Source organism: Belliella baltica DSM 15883, from assembly GCF_000265405.1.
Classification (GTDB): Bacteria; Bacteroidota; Bacteroidia; order Cytophagales; family Cyclobacteriaceae; genus Belliella; species Belliella baltica.
The window spans coordinates 382648-402343 of the sequence record NC_018010.1; the positions used below are offsets into that span (position 1 = coordinate 382648).

Genomic DNA, 19696 nt, shown 5'->3' on the forward strand with positions numbered 1-19696 from the left:
TTCTTTATCCATTCTATTTCTTTAGATCTTGATTCGGAGATTTTCGATGTTGCGTAGCTTGCTCGTAAGCAAAACTTGCTTTGATTAATGTTGGCTCGTCAAACATCCGCCCTAGCAACTGTATCCCTACTGGCAGATTCCCTTCTGTGTAACCCATTGGGACAGTAAATGCAGGCATTCCGGTATGTGGTGCAATGATCTGACTGTTGTCTCCTTTATATTCTTCTTGAAAAAACTCGATCCGAGCAGCTTTTTGATTCCATGTTGGATAGACCATAAAAGAAAGATTCAAAGAATCCATCGTATTTTCGAATGCTTCTCTAAAAGCAATTCTTTTTGGATCTGTAAATGCATCTCCGCATGAAACATCTCCATCCTCCCATCTTCCTAGATTTTCCTGAAAAGTAGCGAGCCTTGTTTTTGCAAACTCTGACTTACTCCCAATTCTAATCACATCCTCTAGTGTTTTTATGGTGTCGTTCTTCACATATTTCACCAAAAAATCCTCTAAATCCTCTTTGAAAGTAGCGCACCATTGATCTTTTCTCAATTCTTCAAAGTTAGGGACTTCAACATCATCGATGATATCTGCTCCCAATCTCTGCATATCGACAAGCGCCATATCAAAAATCTTCTTGATCTCAGGGTCAACATTTCTCTCGCTTAGCGTTCTAAAAACCCCAATCCGAGTTCCTTTTAGCCCATCTGCATCTAAGAATTGAAGGTAATTGTCTGGAGTTTTCCCTTCAGAATATCGCGTAATCGGATCTTCAGCATCTATCCCCACTATTACTTCCAAAATTCTCGTCGCATCTTCTACCGTCCTACCCATTGGGCCGACCACATCATTTCTCAAATACAATGGCACAATGGCAGACCTGCTTACCAATACTAGCGTAGTCCTAAAACCCACCAAAGCATTATGCGAAGATGGTCCTCGAATGGAATTTCCGGTGTCTGTACCCAAACCAATTGTGGCGAAATTAGAGGCAACCGCAGCAGCTGTCCCTCCACTCGAACCAGCAGGAACATGATCTAAATTATATGGATTTCTTGTAGTTCCCACAGTAGAGCTTTCGGTATGCATAGCACTAAAAGCCCATTCAGCCATATTTGATTTGGCAAGAATAATTGCACCAGCATCTACTATCTTCTGAATAATAAATGCATCTTCCTCAGGAATAAAGTCTTTCAAAGCCAATGCGCCAGCTGAAGTCGGCAAACCTTTGGTATTGATGTTGTCTTTGACAATGATCGGAATCCCATGTAATGGTCTCAATTTCCCGATTTTAGCGAATTCCTTGTCAAGTGCTTTTGCAATCGAGACAGCTTCAGGATTAATAATTGAAATCGAATTGATCTCGGCATCGAACTGCTCGATTCGTGAGATATAAGCTTTGACAAGTTCCTCACTGCTATATTCCTGTGCTTTATAAGCAGCGAGAATTTCAGAAATAGTCAATTCATGCAAATCAATTTCTTTTCCCTTTTTTTCTTGACAAGAGACAAGAACTGAAAGCATCACAATAACACTCAAAAATAACCTTAGTAAAACCATATTTTTTGGAGGAATGAATAATCAAGCGTTAAATTAATATTTAGATATGAATGCCCTACTTATTTTGAAGGAAATTTAAATTTCTGGTACATCTTAAATAATTGCAGTCCAGATTTTGACATTGGATAAAAGCACTATTATGAGTACATTCAGCTATTATTTTGAATACCCAGTCAATTTTAAACACCACCAATAATCCTTATGAAAAAATCATCGATTCTACTCCTAGTCGTTGCCATTTTCTTTCTGCAATGCACTTCTTCTCCGCAAAATGAAACCATTCAAACAAACTCCTATCTTGATTTTTCTGAAAGAGAAGATCAGTATGAAGGAGGAATAAAAATGATTCCAATCACCACTCCAAAAGGCGAATTCAAAGTTTGGACGAAGCGAGTAGGAAATAATCCAAAAATGAAGGTGCTTTTACTTCATGGAGGACCAGGAATGACACATGAATTGTACTCATGTTTTGATGGGTACTTTCCGGCTGAAGGCATAGAATATATCTATTATGATCAACTTGGATCTTACTATTCTGATCAGCCTGAAGATCAGGAATTATGGACCATCGATAGATTTGTAGATGAAGTGGAGCAAGTGAGGGTCGCTTTGGGACTTGATAAAGATAATTTCTATCTTTTTGGACAATCTTGGGGCGGAATGCTCGCTATGGAGTATGCTTTGAAACACCAAGATAAGTTAAAAGGGCTAATTATTTCCAACATGATGTCCAGTTTGGATGACTATGAAAAGTATGCGAAAGAAGTACTCGGACCACAAATGCCGGAAGAGGTATTTCAGGAAATAATGAAGATTGAAGAAGAGGGAGATTTTGGAAATCCTCGCTATGAAGAGTTGCTGATGGAGCATCATTATCAATACCACGTTCTTCGCAAACCACTTGCAGAATGGCCTGAAGCGATTTTAAGAACATTGAAACATGTCAATCCAAATGTTTATGTTTTTATGCAAGGCTATTCAGAGTTTGGCATAACTTCTGGAGCAACGTTAAAAGGTTGGGATAGAAAAGATGATTTGAAAAAGATCGAAGTTCCAACCTTGGTCATCGGCGCAGGTCACGACACCATGGATCCAAAACATATGGAGTGGATGTCCACAGAAGTTAAAAACGGTCAATATTTATTCTGCCCAGATGGAAGTCACCTTTCCCAATACGATGATCAAAAAGTATTCTTTGATGGATTGATTAAATTCATCAAAGAAGTAGATCAAAACCTAACTAACTAACAGATTATGAACATTTTAAAATCCAGCATTCTCCTATTTTTATTCTCACTTACTTTTTCTTTATCAGCTCAGGATACTCGGTATTTTGAGATGAGAACTTATACTGCCCACGAGGGCAAAAGGTCAGATTTGATCAGTAGATTTGAAAATCATACTTTAGATCTTTTTGAAAAAAACGGCATAGAAAATATTGCTTATTTTATTCCTACAGACCCTACAGATTATACTTTGACTTTTATTTTGGCTTATCCAGATGAAAAATCAAGGGATGAATTGTGGAACAAGTTTATCAATGATTCCGAATGGAAAGAAGTAGCCAAAGCCTCTGAAGCTAATGGGAAATTGGTCGCCAATGTGGATCAAATTTTTATGAAAATCGCTGGCGATTTGAGTCCGGTGGTGAGCAAACTCAATTCAAAAAAGAAAATATTTGAACTTAGAACATATCATCTTCATCCAGGAAAAGTAGAAGCGATCAACGCAAGATTCAGAGACTATACCCGAGAGTTATTTTCAAGATATGACATGACCAATGTGATGTATTGGTATACCGTTGAAAAAGATGGTTCTCAGCCAAAGTTAGTTTATCTACTAGCCCATAAGAACGAGAAAAGAGCACAGTATGCTTTCTCTAGATTTGCTGAAGATGCAGATTGGAACAAGATTCGAGATGCTTCAGAAATGGATGGCCCAATTGTCAAAAAGGTTGATTCGAAATATCTTAAAGCGCTTTCATTTTCACCAATGAAGTGATTTATTTTAATCATTAATATTAGAAAAATATTGAAGCACTAAAGTTATTATTAAGCTTCTGCAGCATCTATGAATTGATTGATTTTATTAATGTAAAATGTCCCCCATTCACCGTCTCCAAAATTGAATCCGGAGAGTCGGTCACCTTCAAAATTAACAATTTCACAAATTCCAGATATCCTATTTCTTTTGAAATTCAAAGCATCTTCAAATGGAGTGATATTATCTTTACTAGCCGAAAAAATCAAAATTGGCACACTTAAATCATTTAAACACTTTAAATAATCAGTACTATTTTTAGGTAAAGAAATATTTAATTCCTTATCCTTAAATATCCTTTCAACTATTAACTCTGTATTTGTAATAAAGCCCTCAGTAACTAAAAAATCAACTTTTCCTTTCAAAGATGTCATAGCCTTCACCGCTATTATCGTACCCATAGACATCCCCCAAATTCCTATATTCTTATCAGGAAAATTTTGTTTAGTAAATTCACCTATCGATATTAAGTCAGTTACAAACTCATCGTAATAGAGCATATTTCTCTCAATATCAAAATCAGAACTTTTTCCAAAGCCACGGTAATCAAATGTAACAACTGTAAATCCTTGACTAGATAAAATAGCAGATTGATAAACGAAATAGGACATATTTCCTGCATCGGGGTAAGCTAAAATTAAAAGCCTACCATTATCTGTTGATTCATTGGCTGAGTATATCCAAGCTTTGATATCAAACCCATCTGGAGTTTGCACTGACACTGATTCAAATTTTAAACCAAGAGAATCTGGAGTTCGAATGTACTCTCTATCTGGATTTATAGCAAAAACAGAAGTAATACTAGAAATTAAAATTAACAGACACAGTATCGATTTAGATAATTTCATGTTCTTTTTATTTAATCAATCTCCGTCAGGATCATCTTTCTTCAGATATACCTGATTTCCACATTCGATTCTATCAACTTCTATTGAAGTACCATCTTGGCTTTTGGAAAAATACTTGTAAGTCCCATCCTCTTCAGGTTCTAAAGCTCTGGAAATAGACCACAATTTGGAGGAGCCATCTTCTTCTAATACTCTATAAGTAAAAACACCTGTTTTTTTATTTCGTCTTAAATCTTGATCGATCACATAGGAGGCTTGCATACCAGAGTCATCTATTTCAGATAAATAGACTATACATGGACCATCTATTTCTTCAAATTCTTGAAGAAAACTACACCCATTGAAAGTCAACAAAAGCCCAATCAATACTAAAAATCTACTCATACAGAATCTGCTCATTTCAACTCAAAAATAGAAAAATGACTTGAATATCAAGCATATAATTGAAAAACTATTTCTTATAGCAAGAAAAAAAGAGGCTGCCCCTGTTTAAGGGACCGCCTCTTTTTATTCATTAATAAAATATTTTATGGCTCCAATGCTGCAACACCAGGAAGAACTTTTCCTTCCATATGTTCCAGAAGTGCTCCACCGCCTGTGGAGACATAAGATACTTTATCTGTGAAACCAAACTTATTCACCGCGGCAGCAGAATCACCTCCGCCAATCAGGGAAAAAGCACCGTCTTCAGTAGCTTCTGCCACTGCTTCCGCGATAGCAACTGTTCCATGAACAAAGCTGCTCATTTCAAAAACACCCATTGGTCCATTCCAAAGAACAGTTTTTGAGTTCTTGATTACATCAGCAAATAATTTTCTCGTCTCAGGCCCGATATCTAAACCCATCCAGCCATCTGGAATTTCCCCACTCTGAGCCATTCCCTGCTCTGCATCATTTGCAAAAGCTTTGGAAATCACAGTATCAACTGGCAAAATCAAATTCACTCCTTTGGATTTAGCTTTTTCCATCAACTCCAATACATAATCTAATTTATCCATTTCACATAAGGAGTCTCCAATCGAACCCCCTTGGGCTTTGGCAAAAGTATAAGACATTCCGCCACCAATGATCATATTGTCAACCTTATCCAACAACCTTTCTATAATCAAAATTTTATCAGTAATTTTAGCTCCACCCATGATTGCTGTATAAGGTCTTTCTGGATTTTCCATTACTTTGTCCGCATTTTCTAATTCAGACTGAAGCAAATATCCACTGACTTTAGTGTCAAAAAACTTGGCGATCACAGCTGTAGAAGCGTGCGCTCTATGCGCTGTTCCAAATGCATCATTGACATAAACATCGCCTAAAGCTGCTAGTTTCTTAGCAAACTCGTCATCACCTTTTTCTTCTTCCTTGTAAAACCTAAGATTTTCTAACAATAAAATCTCCCCTGGCTTTAAGCTTTCAGCTAACTGCACAGCTTCTTGACCAATACAATCAGGAGCAAATTTGACTGATGTACCAGCAAGTTTTTGTAAGTCCATAACAATATGCTTCAAAGAGTACTTATCCGTTGGGCCATCTTTAGGTCTACCCAAGTGGGACATCAAAATTGCTGACCCTCCATCATTCAATATTTTCTTGATAGTAGGAATTGCTGCACTAATTCTTGTACCATCAGTTACGTTCAAGTGCTCATCTAAAGGGACATTAAAATCAACTCGAATTAGGGCCTTTTTGCCTGAAAAATCTAGGTTATCTACGTTTTTGATTCTTTTGTTCATGATTTATAGTGTTTATTAGGTTCAATTAATTCTTATTACTTTATTCACGTACGGCTGCTCTTTTGAGTCTATCATTTATCGCTCTTCCCAATCCTGTATCAGGCAAAAGCTCTGCTAAAATTACGGAAACATCCATGCTATCCAAAATCCTCATTGCTGCAAAAAGATTTTTAGCAGCTTCCAACAAATCTGAAGTTGGACTCAAAATGAAATTTTTGTCTCCAAGAATATTCTTGTAAGATTCATTAAAACTTAATACTGCAAACTGAACCCCTTTTTTTTTGTGTTCTTGAATTAGCTGATGCAAATTGCCAAGAATAAATGGTTTCGAAGGAGCATAATGACTTTTAAGCAAACCTGGCGCTTTGGGGTTACTTGAGGAATATGTCATTACTCGCACTTTCCCTACCACTTCTTCTATCTTTTTGACATCTAAACCTCCAAGTCTATAGACCGTCACTTGCCTATCTTCAAGTCCAACAATCGTACTTTCCAATCCCACTTCACATGGTCCGCCATCTAGGATATAGTCAATTTTTCCTCCAAGTTGATCATTCACATGGCTCGCTTGGGTTGGGCTGATGTACCCAAATGGATTTGCACTTGGCGCTGCTAAAGGAAAATCCAAAGCCGCCAAAAGATCTCCTGTCAGCGGATGAGAAGGAATTCTCACGGCTACAGTATCTAGTCCGCTTGTCACAAGATCGGGGACGATTGATTTCCTCGGAAGCAACAAAGTAAGAGGACCTGGCCAAAAAGCTTCAGCCAAAGGTTTCAATTCATCGGGAATTTCAATCACAAAATCTAAAACGCGAGCTGCTTCAGAAGTATGTAAAATTAGAGGATCGAAACTCGGTCTATTTTTCGTCTCAAAAATTTTGGCAACTGCATCCGCATTCAATGCATTTCCAGCAAGTCCATACACGGTTTCTGTAGGAATCCCAACCAGATCTCCAGCTTCTAAAATATGCTTAGCCTTCTCAATATCTTTTCCTATTTCAGCCATTATTCTTGACAGAAATCATCTATCCAAGTTTGTGCATCTGCATAACCCAAACTCAAAGCCATTTTAAGATTGGCACAACCCTCTTCTTTTTGGCTCAAAGCACTCATTTGTGTCACTCCCAAAAGGTAATAAGCTGCTGCATTTTCCGCATCCAAATTCACCGTGTTGATTAAGGATTGAATGCCACCAAGTGGGTCATTATTCCCCAATTGTGCTTTTGCTTTATTGAAATGAACGAGGCCTTGATTTGGATTTATTTGAAGTGCTTGATCAAAGTCAATTATGGCATCCTCGTAATCTTCTGTTGCAAGAAGTGCCAAGCCTCTATTGTAATAAATATCAGTTTGCTGTGGATCTAGTCCATTTGCATAATTATAGTCCCGAACGGCTTCTTTGAAGGCCTTTTTTTCCAAATAAGCATTCCCTCTATTAAAGAATGGTTTGTAAGATGTCGAGTCAATTCTGATGGAATTAGTAAAGGCGACAATGGCTTCATCGAATTTTCCTTGCTGAAAAAAGGCCACACCCCTTGCATTATGAGCTGAGGTATTTGATTCATTTTTTTCAATTACTCGATCAAAATACTCAACCGCCTTTGAAAAATCTCCTGATTCAAGGGATTTCACTCCTTCATCAAACAATTCTTGTTCTGATGCCCCACAGCCTGCCATCAATATGATCGTTAATATTCCTAGGAAAATATGCTTCACTTTTCTTTTCATTTAAGGAGCAAAGATAACAATTTATCCTGCTGAAGGGGTGCTTTTTTTCATTTTTGACACATACTCCTCAGGTACAGGCACAGGTTTCATTGTCTTCATATTTACAGACACCATGGTCACAGTAGCTGATGCAAAAACTATCTCCTCCCCTTGTCCTGTTTTCCCTAAAATTACTTGTTCCATTGTGAAAGAAGTATTACCAATTTTAGAAACTCTCACATAAGCTACAGGTAAGTCTAATGCATGAATTGGACTATAATAATCTAAATTCACATTCGCCACCACAGTTCCCACATCCATGATATTCCAATTACATATCTGAAAAAGATATTGTGCACGGGCATGTTCAAAGTAATTGAAATAAATCCCATTATTCACGTGCATATACCCATCAATATCTGAAAACCTAACTTGAAGAGGCACCGAAAAAGAAAAGGAAGCCTTAACCTCCTCAATCGAATATTTTTTCATATTAAAGGGCGTATTCTGATCGACTTGTTTTTTCCAACATTCGTAGAATTGATGGATTATATCCCACTAAATCTTCCACGGATTCGAAAGAAACCCAAGCCAAATCCTTACTTTCATTGCTGATAACTAGAGGTTCATTAATCTCAGCTTCTATCAGGTACCTTACATCATAATGAAAGTGCTCGGCAATATCTCCTTTTTGCGGAATAATATGTTTGTCAATATCAAAAATACCATTTCCAACAATTCTCAGTGACATCAAACCACTTTCTTCTCTTGCTTCCATCATCGCTACCTCTAAAAGATTCTCGACACCATCAGCATGTCCTCCCAACTGTAACCAACGATTGAGTTTTCTATGTAAAGTCAATAAAGTATGCGTTCTCCCTTTGTTCACAATCCAAGCCGAACCTGTAAAATGTCCCTCTAACCTTGATCTTAAAAAAGCCGAATCATCATGCGTTAAATCAATAAATTCATCGATAAAGCTTGCTTCTTCTTCAAATGGTGTTCTGTAATTCTCGAGACTTTGTCTCAGTAGTTTTCTATCCATCGGATATTAATTTTCAAATAAGTCATCAATAAATTGCTCAAAAGGTCTCGCTGTCTGATAAAGATGATCCGAATAAACTGTCACCAACACTTTCATAAAGCTCGGTTTTTCATTTATGCTAATCTTTTCAATACTTACATTTCCATATAGCTGATCGATCTTTTGAGAAAAATCAATGTTGCTCAAAGGTGGTTTAAAATATTGCTTCTCTGTAGTCTTGACATTATCATTGATTTCTTCAATTTTTCTGTCTAAACTGATTTTTTGATATCCCAAATCTAACATTCGCTGCCCAAAAGCAAAGAAAAGTTGTGAAAAACTTTTACTGTCAAAGGGACTTTCAAAAGTTATTGCAAATCCATTTGCATAAGGAGATTTTAAAATATGAACCTCAGGGCTTGCATTCATCCCTGATGTTTTGAAATGATAATTTTTTTGAACTAAGTTTATTAATATTTTACCCTCTCTAGACTCTTTCCAAGCCGAAGTAGACGCGATAGCCTCTTCTGATTGGATAAAATTCTCTTTATGCTTGACAGGGGTCTTTTTATTAGGGAAAAGTTTACCAAAAATATCATCTATAAATGAAGCCATTAGTTATTGAGTTTGTATGTACCGTCCGGTTCAGATACTATCTGACCTTCGTCTTCCATTCCCCTCAAAACATCAAGGGTCTGCTGATCATCACTAATTCCAGCATCTATGGGAAGTGACTGCAAAGAAAACGTCTTGCCTTCACTTAAAGTTTGAAGGATTTTTGATTTAAGTTGCTTCACTTTATTATCTGCTTTTTTTTTACGCTCCACGCATACATCACAAATCCCACAATAGTCATCACTTTCCTCCCCAAAATATTGCGAAATCTGATTAGCCCTACAAAGTACGGCATTCTGAATATAAGTCACCATAGATGCAGCTTTTGAGATCGAGTTATCTCTTCTTTCAGTAATTCTTTTGGCGTTTAAAGGTAATTTTCCTGCATCATGTCTCGGGGTTAGGAAAGTCACTTGGGGTTTTTCTTTTCGCTTATGATATGCCAAGACTCCAAATTGATCAAGCAATTCCAATTGCTTCACCAATTCTCCCTCAGGAAGATTTAGACTTTTCGCTAATTTTGGCTCTTGAATTTTAATATATTCCATAAATAATTCGCCTCCATAAGTTCTCAAGAGTGCCTTGATCAATGGGTCTAGCCTAGCATTAGCAATTTGGAATTCATATAGTTTGGATTGATTGACAAGAAAATGAATAGTAGATGGGGCAAAAAAACTTTCATTCAATTCAACAAATCCTTCCTCTTGAAGTACCTTCATGGCATTATAAGTCATCAAAACATCTAATTGATAGGTAGAGCAAAAGTCAGTTAGGTCAAAATCATAACTCACAAACAAGCTGCTCCCTACAGCAATCCTATATTGGTTGGCTAGTGACTGATAAACTTTTTTAAGATAATCGATCGGTGGATAAGCCAATTCCGCTCGCTCTGTAAGCTTTTGAATATCCTGTTCGTTAGTCAACAAAACCCCATAAGCCTTCAATTCATCTCGTCCTGCACGACCCGCTTCTTGATAATAATTCTCTAGATTTTCCGGCAAATCCAAATGAATCACCACCCTTACGTCGGGCTTATCAATTCCCATCCCAAAGGCATTGGTTGCAACCATCACACGAATTTTGTTTGCTTTCCACTCTTGCTGTCTGAGTTCACGGGTTGCACTATCCAAGCCAGCATGATAAAAAGTAGCTGAAACTCCCAGTTGATAAAGCTCCTTAGCAATATCCTTAGTGCCTTTTCTATTTCTTGAGTAAATAATTGCTGAACCAGGAATTCTTTGAAGTATTTGTATTGCTTTTTCGATCTTATTTTCAACCAATCGAACCGAATAACTAAGATTTTTCCTAGAAAAAGATCTTACAAAAACATTTGGGTCTTTGAGTTCCAATTTTGAAATAATATCCTCTTTGACTTTCAATGTAGCTGAGGCAGTCAAAGCCATACAAGGGACATTTGGATGGAATTCTCTGATTTTCGCAATCTCCAAATAAGGCGGTCGAAAATCATATCCCCATTGTGAAATACAGTGCGCTTCATCAACAGCAATCAAATTTACATTCATCCGTTTGAAGCGCTCTATGAACAGATCTGTTTTTAACCTTTCGGGAGAAACATAAAGAAATTTATAATTTCCGTAAACACAATTATCCAAAATCGTGTCGATTTCACGCTTTTGCATTCCAGAATAAACTGCTGCAGCAAGCACTCCCCTTTTTCGAAGATTGTCCACTTGATCTTTCATCAAAGCCACAAGCGGACTGACTACAAGGCAAATTCCTTCCTGTGCTAATGCGGGAACTTGGAAGCAAATAGACTTACCGCCTCCAGTTGGTAATAAAGCAACACAATCCTTCCCTTCCATCGCCGAGAGTACGATTTCCAATTGGGATGGCCGGAAGTCGGCGTATCCAAAAAACTTTTGAAGAATTTGTATTGCTTGTGTTTTCATTTACCAGCTAAGCTTTTCTTTGTTCAAAAAAGCTGCAATACCACTTTTACAATCTGCTGAATTTCTAGCTTTGGCATTCATTGAAGCTGCATATTCTAAACCGTCTTCAAGTGTTCTCTCTTGAACTCTTGCAATCATTTCCTTGGTCAGTCCCATAGCTGTTCCTGAGTTTTGTGTTGCTAATTTTTGTGCATAATCAAAAACAGTCTTTCCCAAATCTTCTTCATCGACTATAAAATTAATCAGACCCAACTCTTTTGCTTCCTTGGCAGATACTGGATCTGCATCAAGCAGTAATTGTTTCGCTTTTCCTTCGCCAATTTTTCTCAAAAGAAACACTTTTACGATCGCAGGGATAAATCCAATTTTGACTTCAGTATATCCGAATTTGGCCTCAGGAACGGAAAAAACAAAATCACAGACTGTTGCCAAACCACATCCACCTGCCAAAGCATGACCTTGAACTTGTGCAATAATTACTTTGTGTGAGGTATAAATTTGATAGAATAAATCCTTTAGATTCCTACTATCTTGGAGATTCTCTTCATAGGAATTCGTTTGTAAATCTTGAAGCGATGATAAGTCTGCTCCAGAACAAAATACTTTTCCAGCAGCTTTGATCACAATGATCTTTACCAAATCATTACTCTCAAAATCCTTAAGTATAGTTTTCATTGCTGCGACCATTTCTGCATTGAGTGCATTCCTTTTTTCGGGGCGGTTGAGTACCAAATAGCCGATCCTTTCTTGGACAAAACTATGAACAGGTTGATTCATCATAATAATTTTAATCAAATAGGGTTAATCATAAACTGGCTTATATAGAAAGATAACACAGAACATTTGCTCTTCCAAAACCAAATTACTTAAATACTAATTTAAGAGCTCTATCACCCAACTTATAATCCAGAAAAGACTCTTGAAGTCTCCATTCTCCTTGATTATAGACTTGCACATTATGAATGCTTTGATTAATTTCCAATACATTCATATGCTTCAATACTATTGGTTTTTCTAAATTTGGAAGAAAAATATACAAGTCACTTTTATCCGAAAAAGCAATTAAAGGAAATTTTTCTCGACTAAAAGAAGCCAGCCTATTGGGGATGACCTTATAATTGAAATCAGACTCTGGAACTTCATAATCAAAGTAATATTTTTCTTTATAATCAATAGAGAAGCCTTTGTTCAAGCTATAAATCATCAAATCAGAATTTTCATTTTTGAATATTTTATCTATTCCTATAAAACCAAAAAGCAATAAAACTGAAGCAATTCCATACAAATGCCACTTTCTTGGCTGAATAACAAGCAGTAATACTAAAATCAAAATAAGCCAGTACGCCAACATGAAATCAGGCCTTAAAAAAATCCCCTCAATCTTCGCAAAAGGCAATTCTTGAATACTAAAAATCAACTGGTTGACTATTCTTATCAGCCATTCTGTAATCCATGCTAGAGGCTTAGCAAGAAATGGGATCTGAGCAAAAATCATAAAAGGAACACCAAAAGACATGATCAAGAATGCTCCAGGGATGGCTACAAGATTGGAAAGAATAAAGTATGATGGGAAAACATGAAAATAATAAGCAGAAATAGGGAAAGTCATCAGTTGTGCGGCGATACCCACAGTACTGATTTGCCAAATGTACTCCACCACCTTTGACTTTGGAATCCATAATTTCACCAAAACAGGTTGAATCAACAAAATCCCTATAAGTGCCAAATATGATAATTGAAATCCAACAGCAAAAATTAACAAAGGGTCATAAACTAATAAAATTAAAGCTGAAAGCGCAATTGCATTGAAAATGGAAGGACTTCTTGACTTCATCTGTGCCAAGGCCATAATCGAAAACATGGTCGCAGCACGCATCACAGACGGGGACAACCCAGTTAGCAAAGCATAGCTCCAAATCAAAAGAATAATAATGGAAAGGTAAAGCACCCTTTTAGCTAACTTGAGTCTAAATGGCTTGACAAAAAGAAAAAAGAATCCATAGATAATCCCTACATGCAAGCCAGAAACAGCTAAAATATGCATTGCACCTGCTGTGACATAAGCATCATTGACTTCCTTTTCGAGATTTTTCTTTTGTCCTAATAAAAGAGCTTTAGCAACTTGATTGGCATAAGTATCTAAAATCATTTGATCCATTCCATTCATTATCGATGCCCTTAACCCTAGAAAAAAGTCTTCAATCGGCTGAATAGCGATCTTCCCAACTTTCAAAACTTTAGTATTGACAAACTGACTGTGTGTTACTTGTTGTCGTTCCATAAAGCTCGCATAATCAAATTCTTTTGGATTCTGAGATACTGGGATTCGCTCAGGATTTCCACCTATTATTAACAAATCCCCCGGAAGGATGCTTTCATCCAATTTATGATAAATCAAAACCTCTCCTTTGTTCTTATATATATTACCGACAGAATCTTTTAATGCTAATAACTTAACACGATTAGCTATCGAGTTAGGCTTGGGTTCATCATTAGCCAATGCTGCTGCCAAATACATCTCCCCGTGCCTCTGATGATGTATCAAATGATCTTGTTGATTCTGAAGATCTCTTTGATAGTTAAAAACTAAGCCCAAAACAACTAATTGCATATAAGCTAAAAATGGAATAAAAAATTTGAATTGATATATTTTGAAAATCCTATTTCGAATAACTAAAAAACAATAGAGACAATAAGAAATTCCTAAAATAAGTAATAAAACCTCTAAAGGGAAAAGATTCAATTTGGTGTACAACAATACACCTAACAGAAAGAAGAGAACATATCTCAAAAATGGAAATTCGCTAAACTTCATAAACCTAAAAGTTTACTTCAATTTAGTCAAGAAAAATAAAAAAGGAGTCATAAATGACTCCTTTACGAGTATAATAAACGTTTATTTCTAGAATCTATATCCTACAGAGAATCCAGCTTTAAATTCTACTGCTGCAAATTGATCGTTTACTTCTTCACTAAATCCTCTTGCAATTGAAGCATAAGGTCCGAAAGCAAACTTATCATTAAATACCCATTTGTATCCTCCTCCAAGCCCCAGCAAGAAACTATTCATATTTACAGTGTTCAAAATTCCGTCTGAAATTTCAGTATATTCTCCAAATCTATATTTGACAAATGGAAAAATATAAAGCTTACCTGTTTCATCTCCTTCGAAATAAAAGTTATAAGATGCCAAAATCGACGTTGCATCAAATTCCTTGCTATCGCTCGTTCTCACATAGGCAAATCTATCATTGAAATGAGCTTCAATTCCGATAGATTGATCTTTTGCGATAAAGTGTTCGTAGCCAAATTCTACCGACCCTAGAAGGATCGTATTAAGAAAATTCAACTTCACTTCTCCAATGCTGTGATCTCTTTCCATCTCAGTTTGTGCAAACACCGTTGCACCGATTAGAAAAAAAACTAATGTAGATAGTACTATTTTTTTCATGATTTATAAAATTTAGATGCTTTATTAAATAACTTCAAAACGCTAAAACGAAAGGCGAAACTTTCAGTTTCAAATATACTATTCTTTTATTACAAGTATCTTTCCATTTGATAATGCTTGATATTGCACTCTTCAAACATCTCGCCAATTTTTTCGAATCCAAACTTCAAATAAAGTGAAATCGCAGGTAATTGAGAATGCAAATAAATCAGTTTTCCTTTATTCTCTTCAATTTTAGCAATATCTTCAAGCACTGCCTTCACAAGAGCTTGACCTACACCCTGACCTCTAATTCCATTCAAAACTGCAAATCGCTCAAGTTTGATCCCATTTTTGGTGACCCTCCACCTAGCCGCCCCAGCAGGAGATTCATTTAAAAGCGCCAAAAATTGATTGGACGATTCTTCAAATTCATCAGATTCATCAGATGGATCTACACCTTGTTCAAGTACAAAAACTTCTCGACGTATTTTAAAAACCAACTCAAGCTGTTCCTTGGTCTTGGCTTTTTCTACTGTTATACTCATCTCTTTTCTGAATTTTTGCAGTTTCATCTTTTTCATAAGCTTCTATGATGGATTTGACTAACTTGTGTCGTATCACATCTTTACCGCTTAGGTTTACCACTCCAATTCCTTTTACATCTTTAAGAACGTGTAATGACTCGCTCAACCCTGATTTTTGTCTTTTTGGAAGATCGACTTGAGTTTGATCTCCAGTTATAATTACCTTAGAATTTGGCCCCATTCTCGTCAAAAACATCTTAATCTGCTCACTTGTCGTATTCTGTGCCTCATCCAAAAGGACAAAAGCATCATGCAATGTCCTTCCCCTCATATAAGCCAAAGGAGCTATTTCTATTACACGTGTTTCTTGATAAAATTTAAGTTTTTCCGAGGGAACCATATCACTCAAAGCATCATAAATAGGTCTCAAATATGGATCTAATTTCTCCTGTAAATCGCCAGGCAAAAAACCAAGATTTTCACCTGCCTCTACAGCAGGTCTTGTGATTATGATTCTCTTGACTTCACGGTTTTTCAATGCTCTGACGGCCAAAGCCACGGCGATATACGTTTTCCCTGTTCCCGCAGGTCCAAGTGCAAAAACCAAGTCATTTTTAAAAGCTGATTCCACAAGTTTTCGCTGATTAGCAGATTTTGGCTTTACCACTAATCCTTTATTTCCATAAACGATCACATCATTTCTTTGATTTTCTTCAAATGGAACACCTTCAAGTGTAATGTACTCTTTCACATGGTCAGGTGTAATATGTCCAAATCTATTGAAATGTTGAAGCAACATGTTGATCACATCATTTATCCTCAAAATCTCAGGTGCACGACCTTGAATCCTGATTTCATTACCTCGGGATACAATTTTGCTTTGTGGAAAAGCAGCAGCAATCTGTCGGATATTCTCGTTTTCTGAGCCTAAAAAGTCCAGCAGCGAAATATTTTCTAAAGTAATTACTTTTTCTACCAATCTATTGAATTTGATTTAAGAGTTTGTTTATGGTGTAAGGATAAAATCCCTATTTTTGTTCACACCTATTACAAAAATATAAATTTTAATCGACTTGCTTATATGGCACTGATAACATTCATTTCAGATTTTGGAGACGGGGACTATTATGTTCCAGCAGTAAAAGCGAAAATGTTATCCATCAACCCCCAGTTGAACATTATTGATATTTCACATAAAGTTGATACTTATGATATTGCTCATGCAGCTTTTATCTTGAGGGCGGTATTCAAGGAATTCCCGAAAGGAACAGTACACCTAGTAGCACTCAACGGAACGAGCAATATGACAGATGGCTTTATCGGCATCAAACTAGAAGAACATATATTTATTGGTCCAAACAATGGTGTTTTGAGCCTTTTGGCAGATTATAATCCAGGAATAGTCGTTCAATTTGCTGATATTCATATCAAGGACAGTACTTTTCCAGCAAAAGACATCTTAGCGCCAATAGCGGCGAAAGTAGCCTCGGGAGCTGCAATCCATGATTTTGGTGGTCCTTTGATGCAAATGAAGAAAATGATGTCACGACAATTTAAGGCCACTCGCAAGCAAATCGTGGGACATGTGGTGCGTGTAGATAACTATGGAAACCTAATCACCAATATCAGAAAGGATGTTTTTGAGAAACTTAATCCTGGCAAATTTGTGATCGAATTTAGTAGAGAAGGTCTGACCAAAATCAACAAATCTTACGATAATGTGGAACCAGGAGATTGCTTCGCTTTCTTCAATAGCCTTGATCTTTTGGAAATTGGAATCAATCATGGCCATGGCTCAGATTTATTGGGGCTAAGACTAGACAGCCCAATTTACATCAACTTTGAAACAACTGAACAAAATGCTTAAACGTATAGTGCGAATGACCTTTCAAGAAGATAAGGTAGAGGCATTTTTAGAAAACTTTCATCAAAACAAAGAAAAAATCAGAAACTTCCCAGGTTGCCATCATTTAGAATTGTGGCAAGATGAAAATTTTAAAAATATTTTCATGACATATAGCTTTTGGGAAGATGAGGCCGCTTTAAATCAATATCGTGATTCTGAATTGTTTAAGTCCGTATGGGCTGTAACAAAGCCTCTATTTGCAGAGAAACCGAGTGCTTTTAGTGCAAAAAAAATGGTTGAACTCCCTTGAGTGGCTTGCACAGAAAAAAAATAGTAATCATATTTGCATCCCGTTCAGCAAGGAACGGCTAGTTCACCTGCCCAGGTGGCGGAATTGGTAGACGCGTTGGTCTCAAACACCAATGCCTTCGGGCGTGCCGGTTCGACTCCGGCCCTGGGTACAAAAAAAGCTCCTTCTTTCATTAGATGGAGCTTTTTTATGAGACTACAATCTGAAATTATAGTAGAAATATATTTTTTCAATATTACTTTTGGCGCACAGCCAGCGACGTAGGCTTCCATCCATCTTGAAGCAGATAGACACCATTTATCACTAGCTTTCAATCCTGAGAATGCGTATTCCGGACTTGGCGTAATCAAATCATTCCCTCTGTTATAACTAAACCTCAATAATTCATCTGACATGACTGCGTAGACAGTATGAGTTCCCAAATCATCTTCGCCTGTTTCGCAACAGCCATTTCTATAATATCCTGTTAAGGGTTCAGAACTACAAAGCATCAACTCTTCACCAAATACATTTTTTGCCGTAACTCAAATTTTTCAATGCTCTCTTTTATAACCCAGAGTCTTATTGATTGATTTTTCTAAAAAAGACTTTAGACAAATATTCTAAACATCATTTTTACAAACCTACTTAAACTTTGAGATAACATGAATTTATGTGATTTTTTATGCAAATTGAATTTCAAATTTTCAAATTACTTATTTGATCAAAATGACTCCACCATCTATTGAATATCTTTTGAACATACTTAAAAAAAATTATCCTCAAGTATTTTTAAATAATGAACTTGATCTAGGAAAATTAATTCAAATTTTTGAATACGAAAATCAAAATAAATCTGGATTAGTATGGAATGGTAAAGTGGCTGCTAAAAATCAAGCCTATTTACCTTCTAATTCCAAACTCATCTTGAATGAAGAAAAGTCTCTTGACTCTGAATCCTCTGAAAACATTTTCATCGAGGGAGATAATCTAGATGCGCTCAAGTTGCTTCAAAAGCATTATTCTGAAAGGATAAAAGCCATTTATATCGATCCACCCTACAATACTGGCTCAGAAAGTTTTGTTTATTCCGATAAATTCACCAATCAAAAATCCTCGCAGAAACTAAATCAAAAAAATCCTAATTCTTTTGAAGCCTTACATGGTAATTGGCTTTCTATGATGTACCCAAGATTGATTTTAGGACGCATGCTACTTAGACAGGATGGGATAATCTTTGTGAGTATTGATGATCATGAATTGGCCAATTTAAAACTAATGATGGACGAAGTATTTGGTGAAGAAAATTACATCGAGATTTTTTCTTGGGTGAAATCTGAAACTCCTGCCAATCTTTCAAGAAAAAGTAAAAAGGTCACGGAATACGTGCTTTGCTACCAAAAGCAAAAAAACAAAACCAAATTCAAAGGCATCAAAAAAAATAGTCCAAGTAGTAATGGACTTCTCAATCAAAGCAATGCAGTCAACATCCTTACTTTTCCCAAAAACAAAGTCTCAACAAAAATCACAGACGGAATCATTCCAAAGGGAGATTATGGCACCGATAAGTATAGCGTCAAACTGCTAGAAGATACAGAGGTGAAAAATGGATATTTTACTAAAGAAGTAATCCTTCAAGCCAAATTTAAATGGACACAATCCAAACTTGATCAAGAAATCAAAAACGGAACCCTGATTCAAATTCCAACAATAAAACTCAGCCCTTCTTACGAGAAATTAGCTTATGATGAAGAGGTTCCCCCGAATTTGATCAATCATAAAGTTGGTGTGGATACGAATGAAACAGCGAGCAAAGAACTTCGTGAAATGCTTGGTGGAAAAATCTTTGATTTTCCAAAACCACCAAGTCTGATTAAGTATCTCTTTGGGTTTTCTGATGATCCTGAGGGGATTTATTTGGATTTTTTTGCAGGGTCAGGTGCCACAGCACAAGCCGTATTAGAAATGAATTTAAAAGACCAGGGCCAAAGAAAATATATCTGCATTCAACTTCCAGAGGAAATCAAACCCAATTTAGAAGCATTCACCAAGGGCTTTAGAAAAATTTCAGAAATCACATTTAAACGTTTAAGTTTATTACACTCCAAACTTTCTGTACTAAATTCAGAAATAAATGCAGGGTTTAAATATTTCGAATTAAAAGATTAAAGATAA

Annotated in this window: 20 protein-coding genes, 1 tRNA gene and 1 pseudogene; 6 read left to right on the top strand and 16 right to left on the bottom strand. The window is 36.4% G+C overall.

The features are described 5' to 3' along the window. Positions 1-13: 13 nt before the first annotated feature. Complete coding sequence (locus tag BELBA_RS01805) at positions 14-1558, bottom strand: amidase (protein ID WP_014771045.1); 1545 nt, start codon at positions 1556-1558, stop codon at positions 14-16. A gap of 201 nt (positions 1559-1759) precedes the next feature. On the opposite strand from BELBA_RS01805, the gene BELBA_RS01810 reads away from it, so the two are divergent. After that, positions 1760-2806, top strand: a complete 1047-nt coding sequence (locus BELBA_RS01810) for a proline iminopeptidase-family hydrolase (protein WP_014771046.1) — start codon at positions 1760-1762, stop codon at positions 2804-2806. Between the two features lie 6 nt (positions 2807-2812). Beyond that, positions 2813-3559, top strand: a complete 747-nt coding sequence (locus tag BELBA_RS01815; protein ID WP_014771047.1) for an NIPSNAP family protein — start codon at positions 2813-2815, stop codon at positions 3557-3559. 50 nt (positions 3560-3609) lie between these two features. Here BELBA_RS01815 and BELBA_RS01820 read toward each other — a convergent pair whose 3' ends face one another. From BELBA_RS01820 to BELBA_RS01885, 14 genes are all read right to left on the bottom strand, one after another. Next, positions 3610-4446: an alpha/beta hydrolase gene (locus tag BELBA_RS01820; RefSeq protein ID WP_014771048.1), complete on the bottom strand. Its 837-nt coding sequence runs from the start codon at positions 4444-4446 to the stop codon at positions 3610-3612. 15 nt (positions 4447-4461) lie between these two features. Next, positions 4462-4830 carry a hypothetical protein gene (locus BELBA_RS01825; protein ID WP_014771049.1) on the bottom strand — a complete coding sequence of 123 codons (369 nt, stop codon included), beginning with the start codon at positions 4828-4830 and terminating at the stop codon, positions 4462-4464. Positions 4831-4973: 143 nt separating this feature from the next. Further along, positions 4974-6173, bottom strand: a complete 1200-nt coding sequence (locus BELBA_RS01830) for a phosphoglycerate kinase (protein WP_014771050.1) — start codon at positions 6171-6173, stop codon at positions 4974-4976. Positions 6174-6213: 40 nt separating this feature from the next. After that, positions 6214-7179 carry an L-threonylcarbamoyladenylate synthase gene (locus tag BELBA_RS01835; RefSeq protein WP_014771051.1) on the bottom strand — a complete coding sequence of 322 codons (966 nt, stop codon included), beginning with the start codon at positions 7177-7179 and terminating at the stop codon, positions 6214-6216. Next, the gene (locus tag BELBA_RS01840; protein WP_014771052.1) at positions 7179-7889 is read right to left on the bottom strand and encodes a tetratricopeptide repeat protein; all 711 of its coding nucleotides are present in this window, start codon (positions 7887-7889) and stop codon (positions 7179-7181) included. Before BELBA_RS01840 ends, BELBA_RS01835 begins: the two co-directional genes overlap by 1 nt. Before the next feature lie 33 nt (positions 7890-7922). Next, positions 7923-8372 carry an acyl-CoA thioesterase gene (locus BELBA_RS01845; protein ID WP_014771053.1) on the bottom strand — a complete coding sequence of 150 codons (450 nt, stop codon included), beginning with the start codon at positions 8370-8372 and terminating at the stop codon, positions 7923-7925. Position 8373: 1 nt separating this feature from the next. Then, positions 8374-8925: an NUDIX hydrolase gene (locus BELBA_RS01850; RefSeq protein ID WP_014771054.1), complete on the bottom strand. Its 552-nt coding sequence runs from the start codon at positions 8923-8925 to the stop codon at positions 8374-8376. 6 nt (positions 8926-8931) lie between these two features. After that, positions 8932-9519, bottom strand: coding sequence for a hypothetical protein (locus BELBA_RS01855; RefSeq protein ID WP_014771055.1), 588 nt, complete (start codon positions 9517-9519; stop codon positions 8932-8934). Beyond that, positions 9519-11429, bottom strand: coding sequence for a RecQ family ATP-dependent DNA helicase (locus BELBA_RS01860; protein WP_014771056.1), 1911 nt, complete (start codon positions 11427-11429; stop codon positions 9519-9521). The genes BELBA_RS01855 and BELBA_RS01860 overlap by 1 nt, the downstream gene beginning before the upstream one ends. Beyond that, the gene (locus BELBA_RS01865; RefSeq protein ID WP_014771057.1) at positions 11430-12209 is read right to left on the bottom strand and encodes an enoyl-CoA hydratase/isomerase family protein; all 780 of its coding nucleotides are present in this window, start codon (positions 12207-12209) and stop codon (positions 11430-11432) included. An 82-nt stretch (positions 12210-12291) separates the two neighbouring features. After that, positions 12292-14244 (bottom strand): ComEC/Rec2 family competence protein, encoded by a 1953-nt coding sequence (locus BELBA_RS01870; RefSeq protein WP_014771058.1) that lies wholly within the window; start codon positions 14242-14244, stop codon positions 12292-12294. Between the two features lie 87 nt (positions 14245-14331). Continuing rightward, positions 14332-14880, bottom strand: a complete 549-nt coding sequence (locus BELBA_RS01875) for a hypothetical protein (protein WP_014771059.1) — start codon at positions 14878-14880, stop codon at positions 14332-14334. Between the two features lie 89 nt (positions 14881-14969). Further along, positions 14970-15407 carry a GNAT family N-acetyltransferase gene (locus tag BELBA_RS01880; protein ID WP_014771060.1) on the bottom strand — a complete coding sequence of 146 codons (438 nt, stop codon included), beginning with the start codon at positions 15405-15407 and terminating at the stop codon, positions 14970-14972. Then, entirely contained in the window at positions 15364-16365 is a 1002-nt protein-coding gene (locus tag BELBA_RS01885; protein WP_014771061.1) for a PhoH family protein, read from the bottom strand. Before BELBA_RS01885 ends, BELBA_RS01880 begins: the two co-directional genes overlap by 44 nt. A gap of 102 nt (positions 16366-16467) precedes the next feature. On the opposite strand from BELBA_RS01885, the gene BELBA_RS01890 reads away from it, so the two are divergent. The 3 genes from BELBA_RS01890 (at position 16468) to BELBA_RS01900 (ending at position 17693) form a co-directional block, all read left to right on the top strand. Further along, the gene (locus tag BELBA_RS01890) at positions 16468-17253 is read left to right on the top strand and encodes an SAM hydrolase/SAM-dependent halogenase family protein (RefSeq protein WP_014771062.1); all 786 of its coding nucleotides are present in this window, start codon (positions 16468-16470) and stop codon (positions 17251-17253) included. Positions 17254-17266: 13 nt separating this feature from the next. Next, positions 17267-17542 (top strand): putative quinol monooxygenase, encoded by a 276-nt coding sequence (locus BELBA_RS01895; protein ID WP_014771063.1) that lies wholly within the window; start codon positions 17267-17269, stop codon positions 17540-17542. A gap of 69 nt (positions 17543-17611) precedes the next feature. Next, a tRNA-Leu gene (locus BELBA_RS01900) sits at positions 17612-17693 on the top strand. Between the two features lie 64 nt (positions 17694-17757). On the opposite strand, the pseudogene BELBA_RS18990 reads toward BELBA_RS01900, so the two are convergent. Then, positions 17758-18045 (bottom strand): annotated as a pseudogene (locus BELBA_RS18990) (DUF2237 family protein); the annotation flags it as partial. A gap of 232 nt (positions 18046-18277) precedes the next feature. Between BELBA_RS18990 and BELBA_RS01905 the strand changes: the two are divergent. After that, positions 18278-19690, top strand: a complete 1413-nt coding sequence (locus BELBA_RS01905) for a site-specific DNA-methyltransferase (protein WP_157466045.1) — start codon at positions 18278-18280, stop codon at positions 19688-19690. Positions 19691-19696 lie beyond the last annotated feature (6 nt).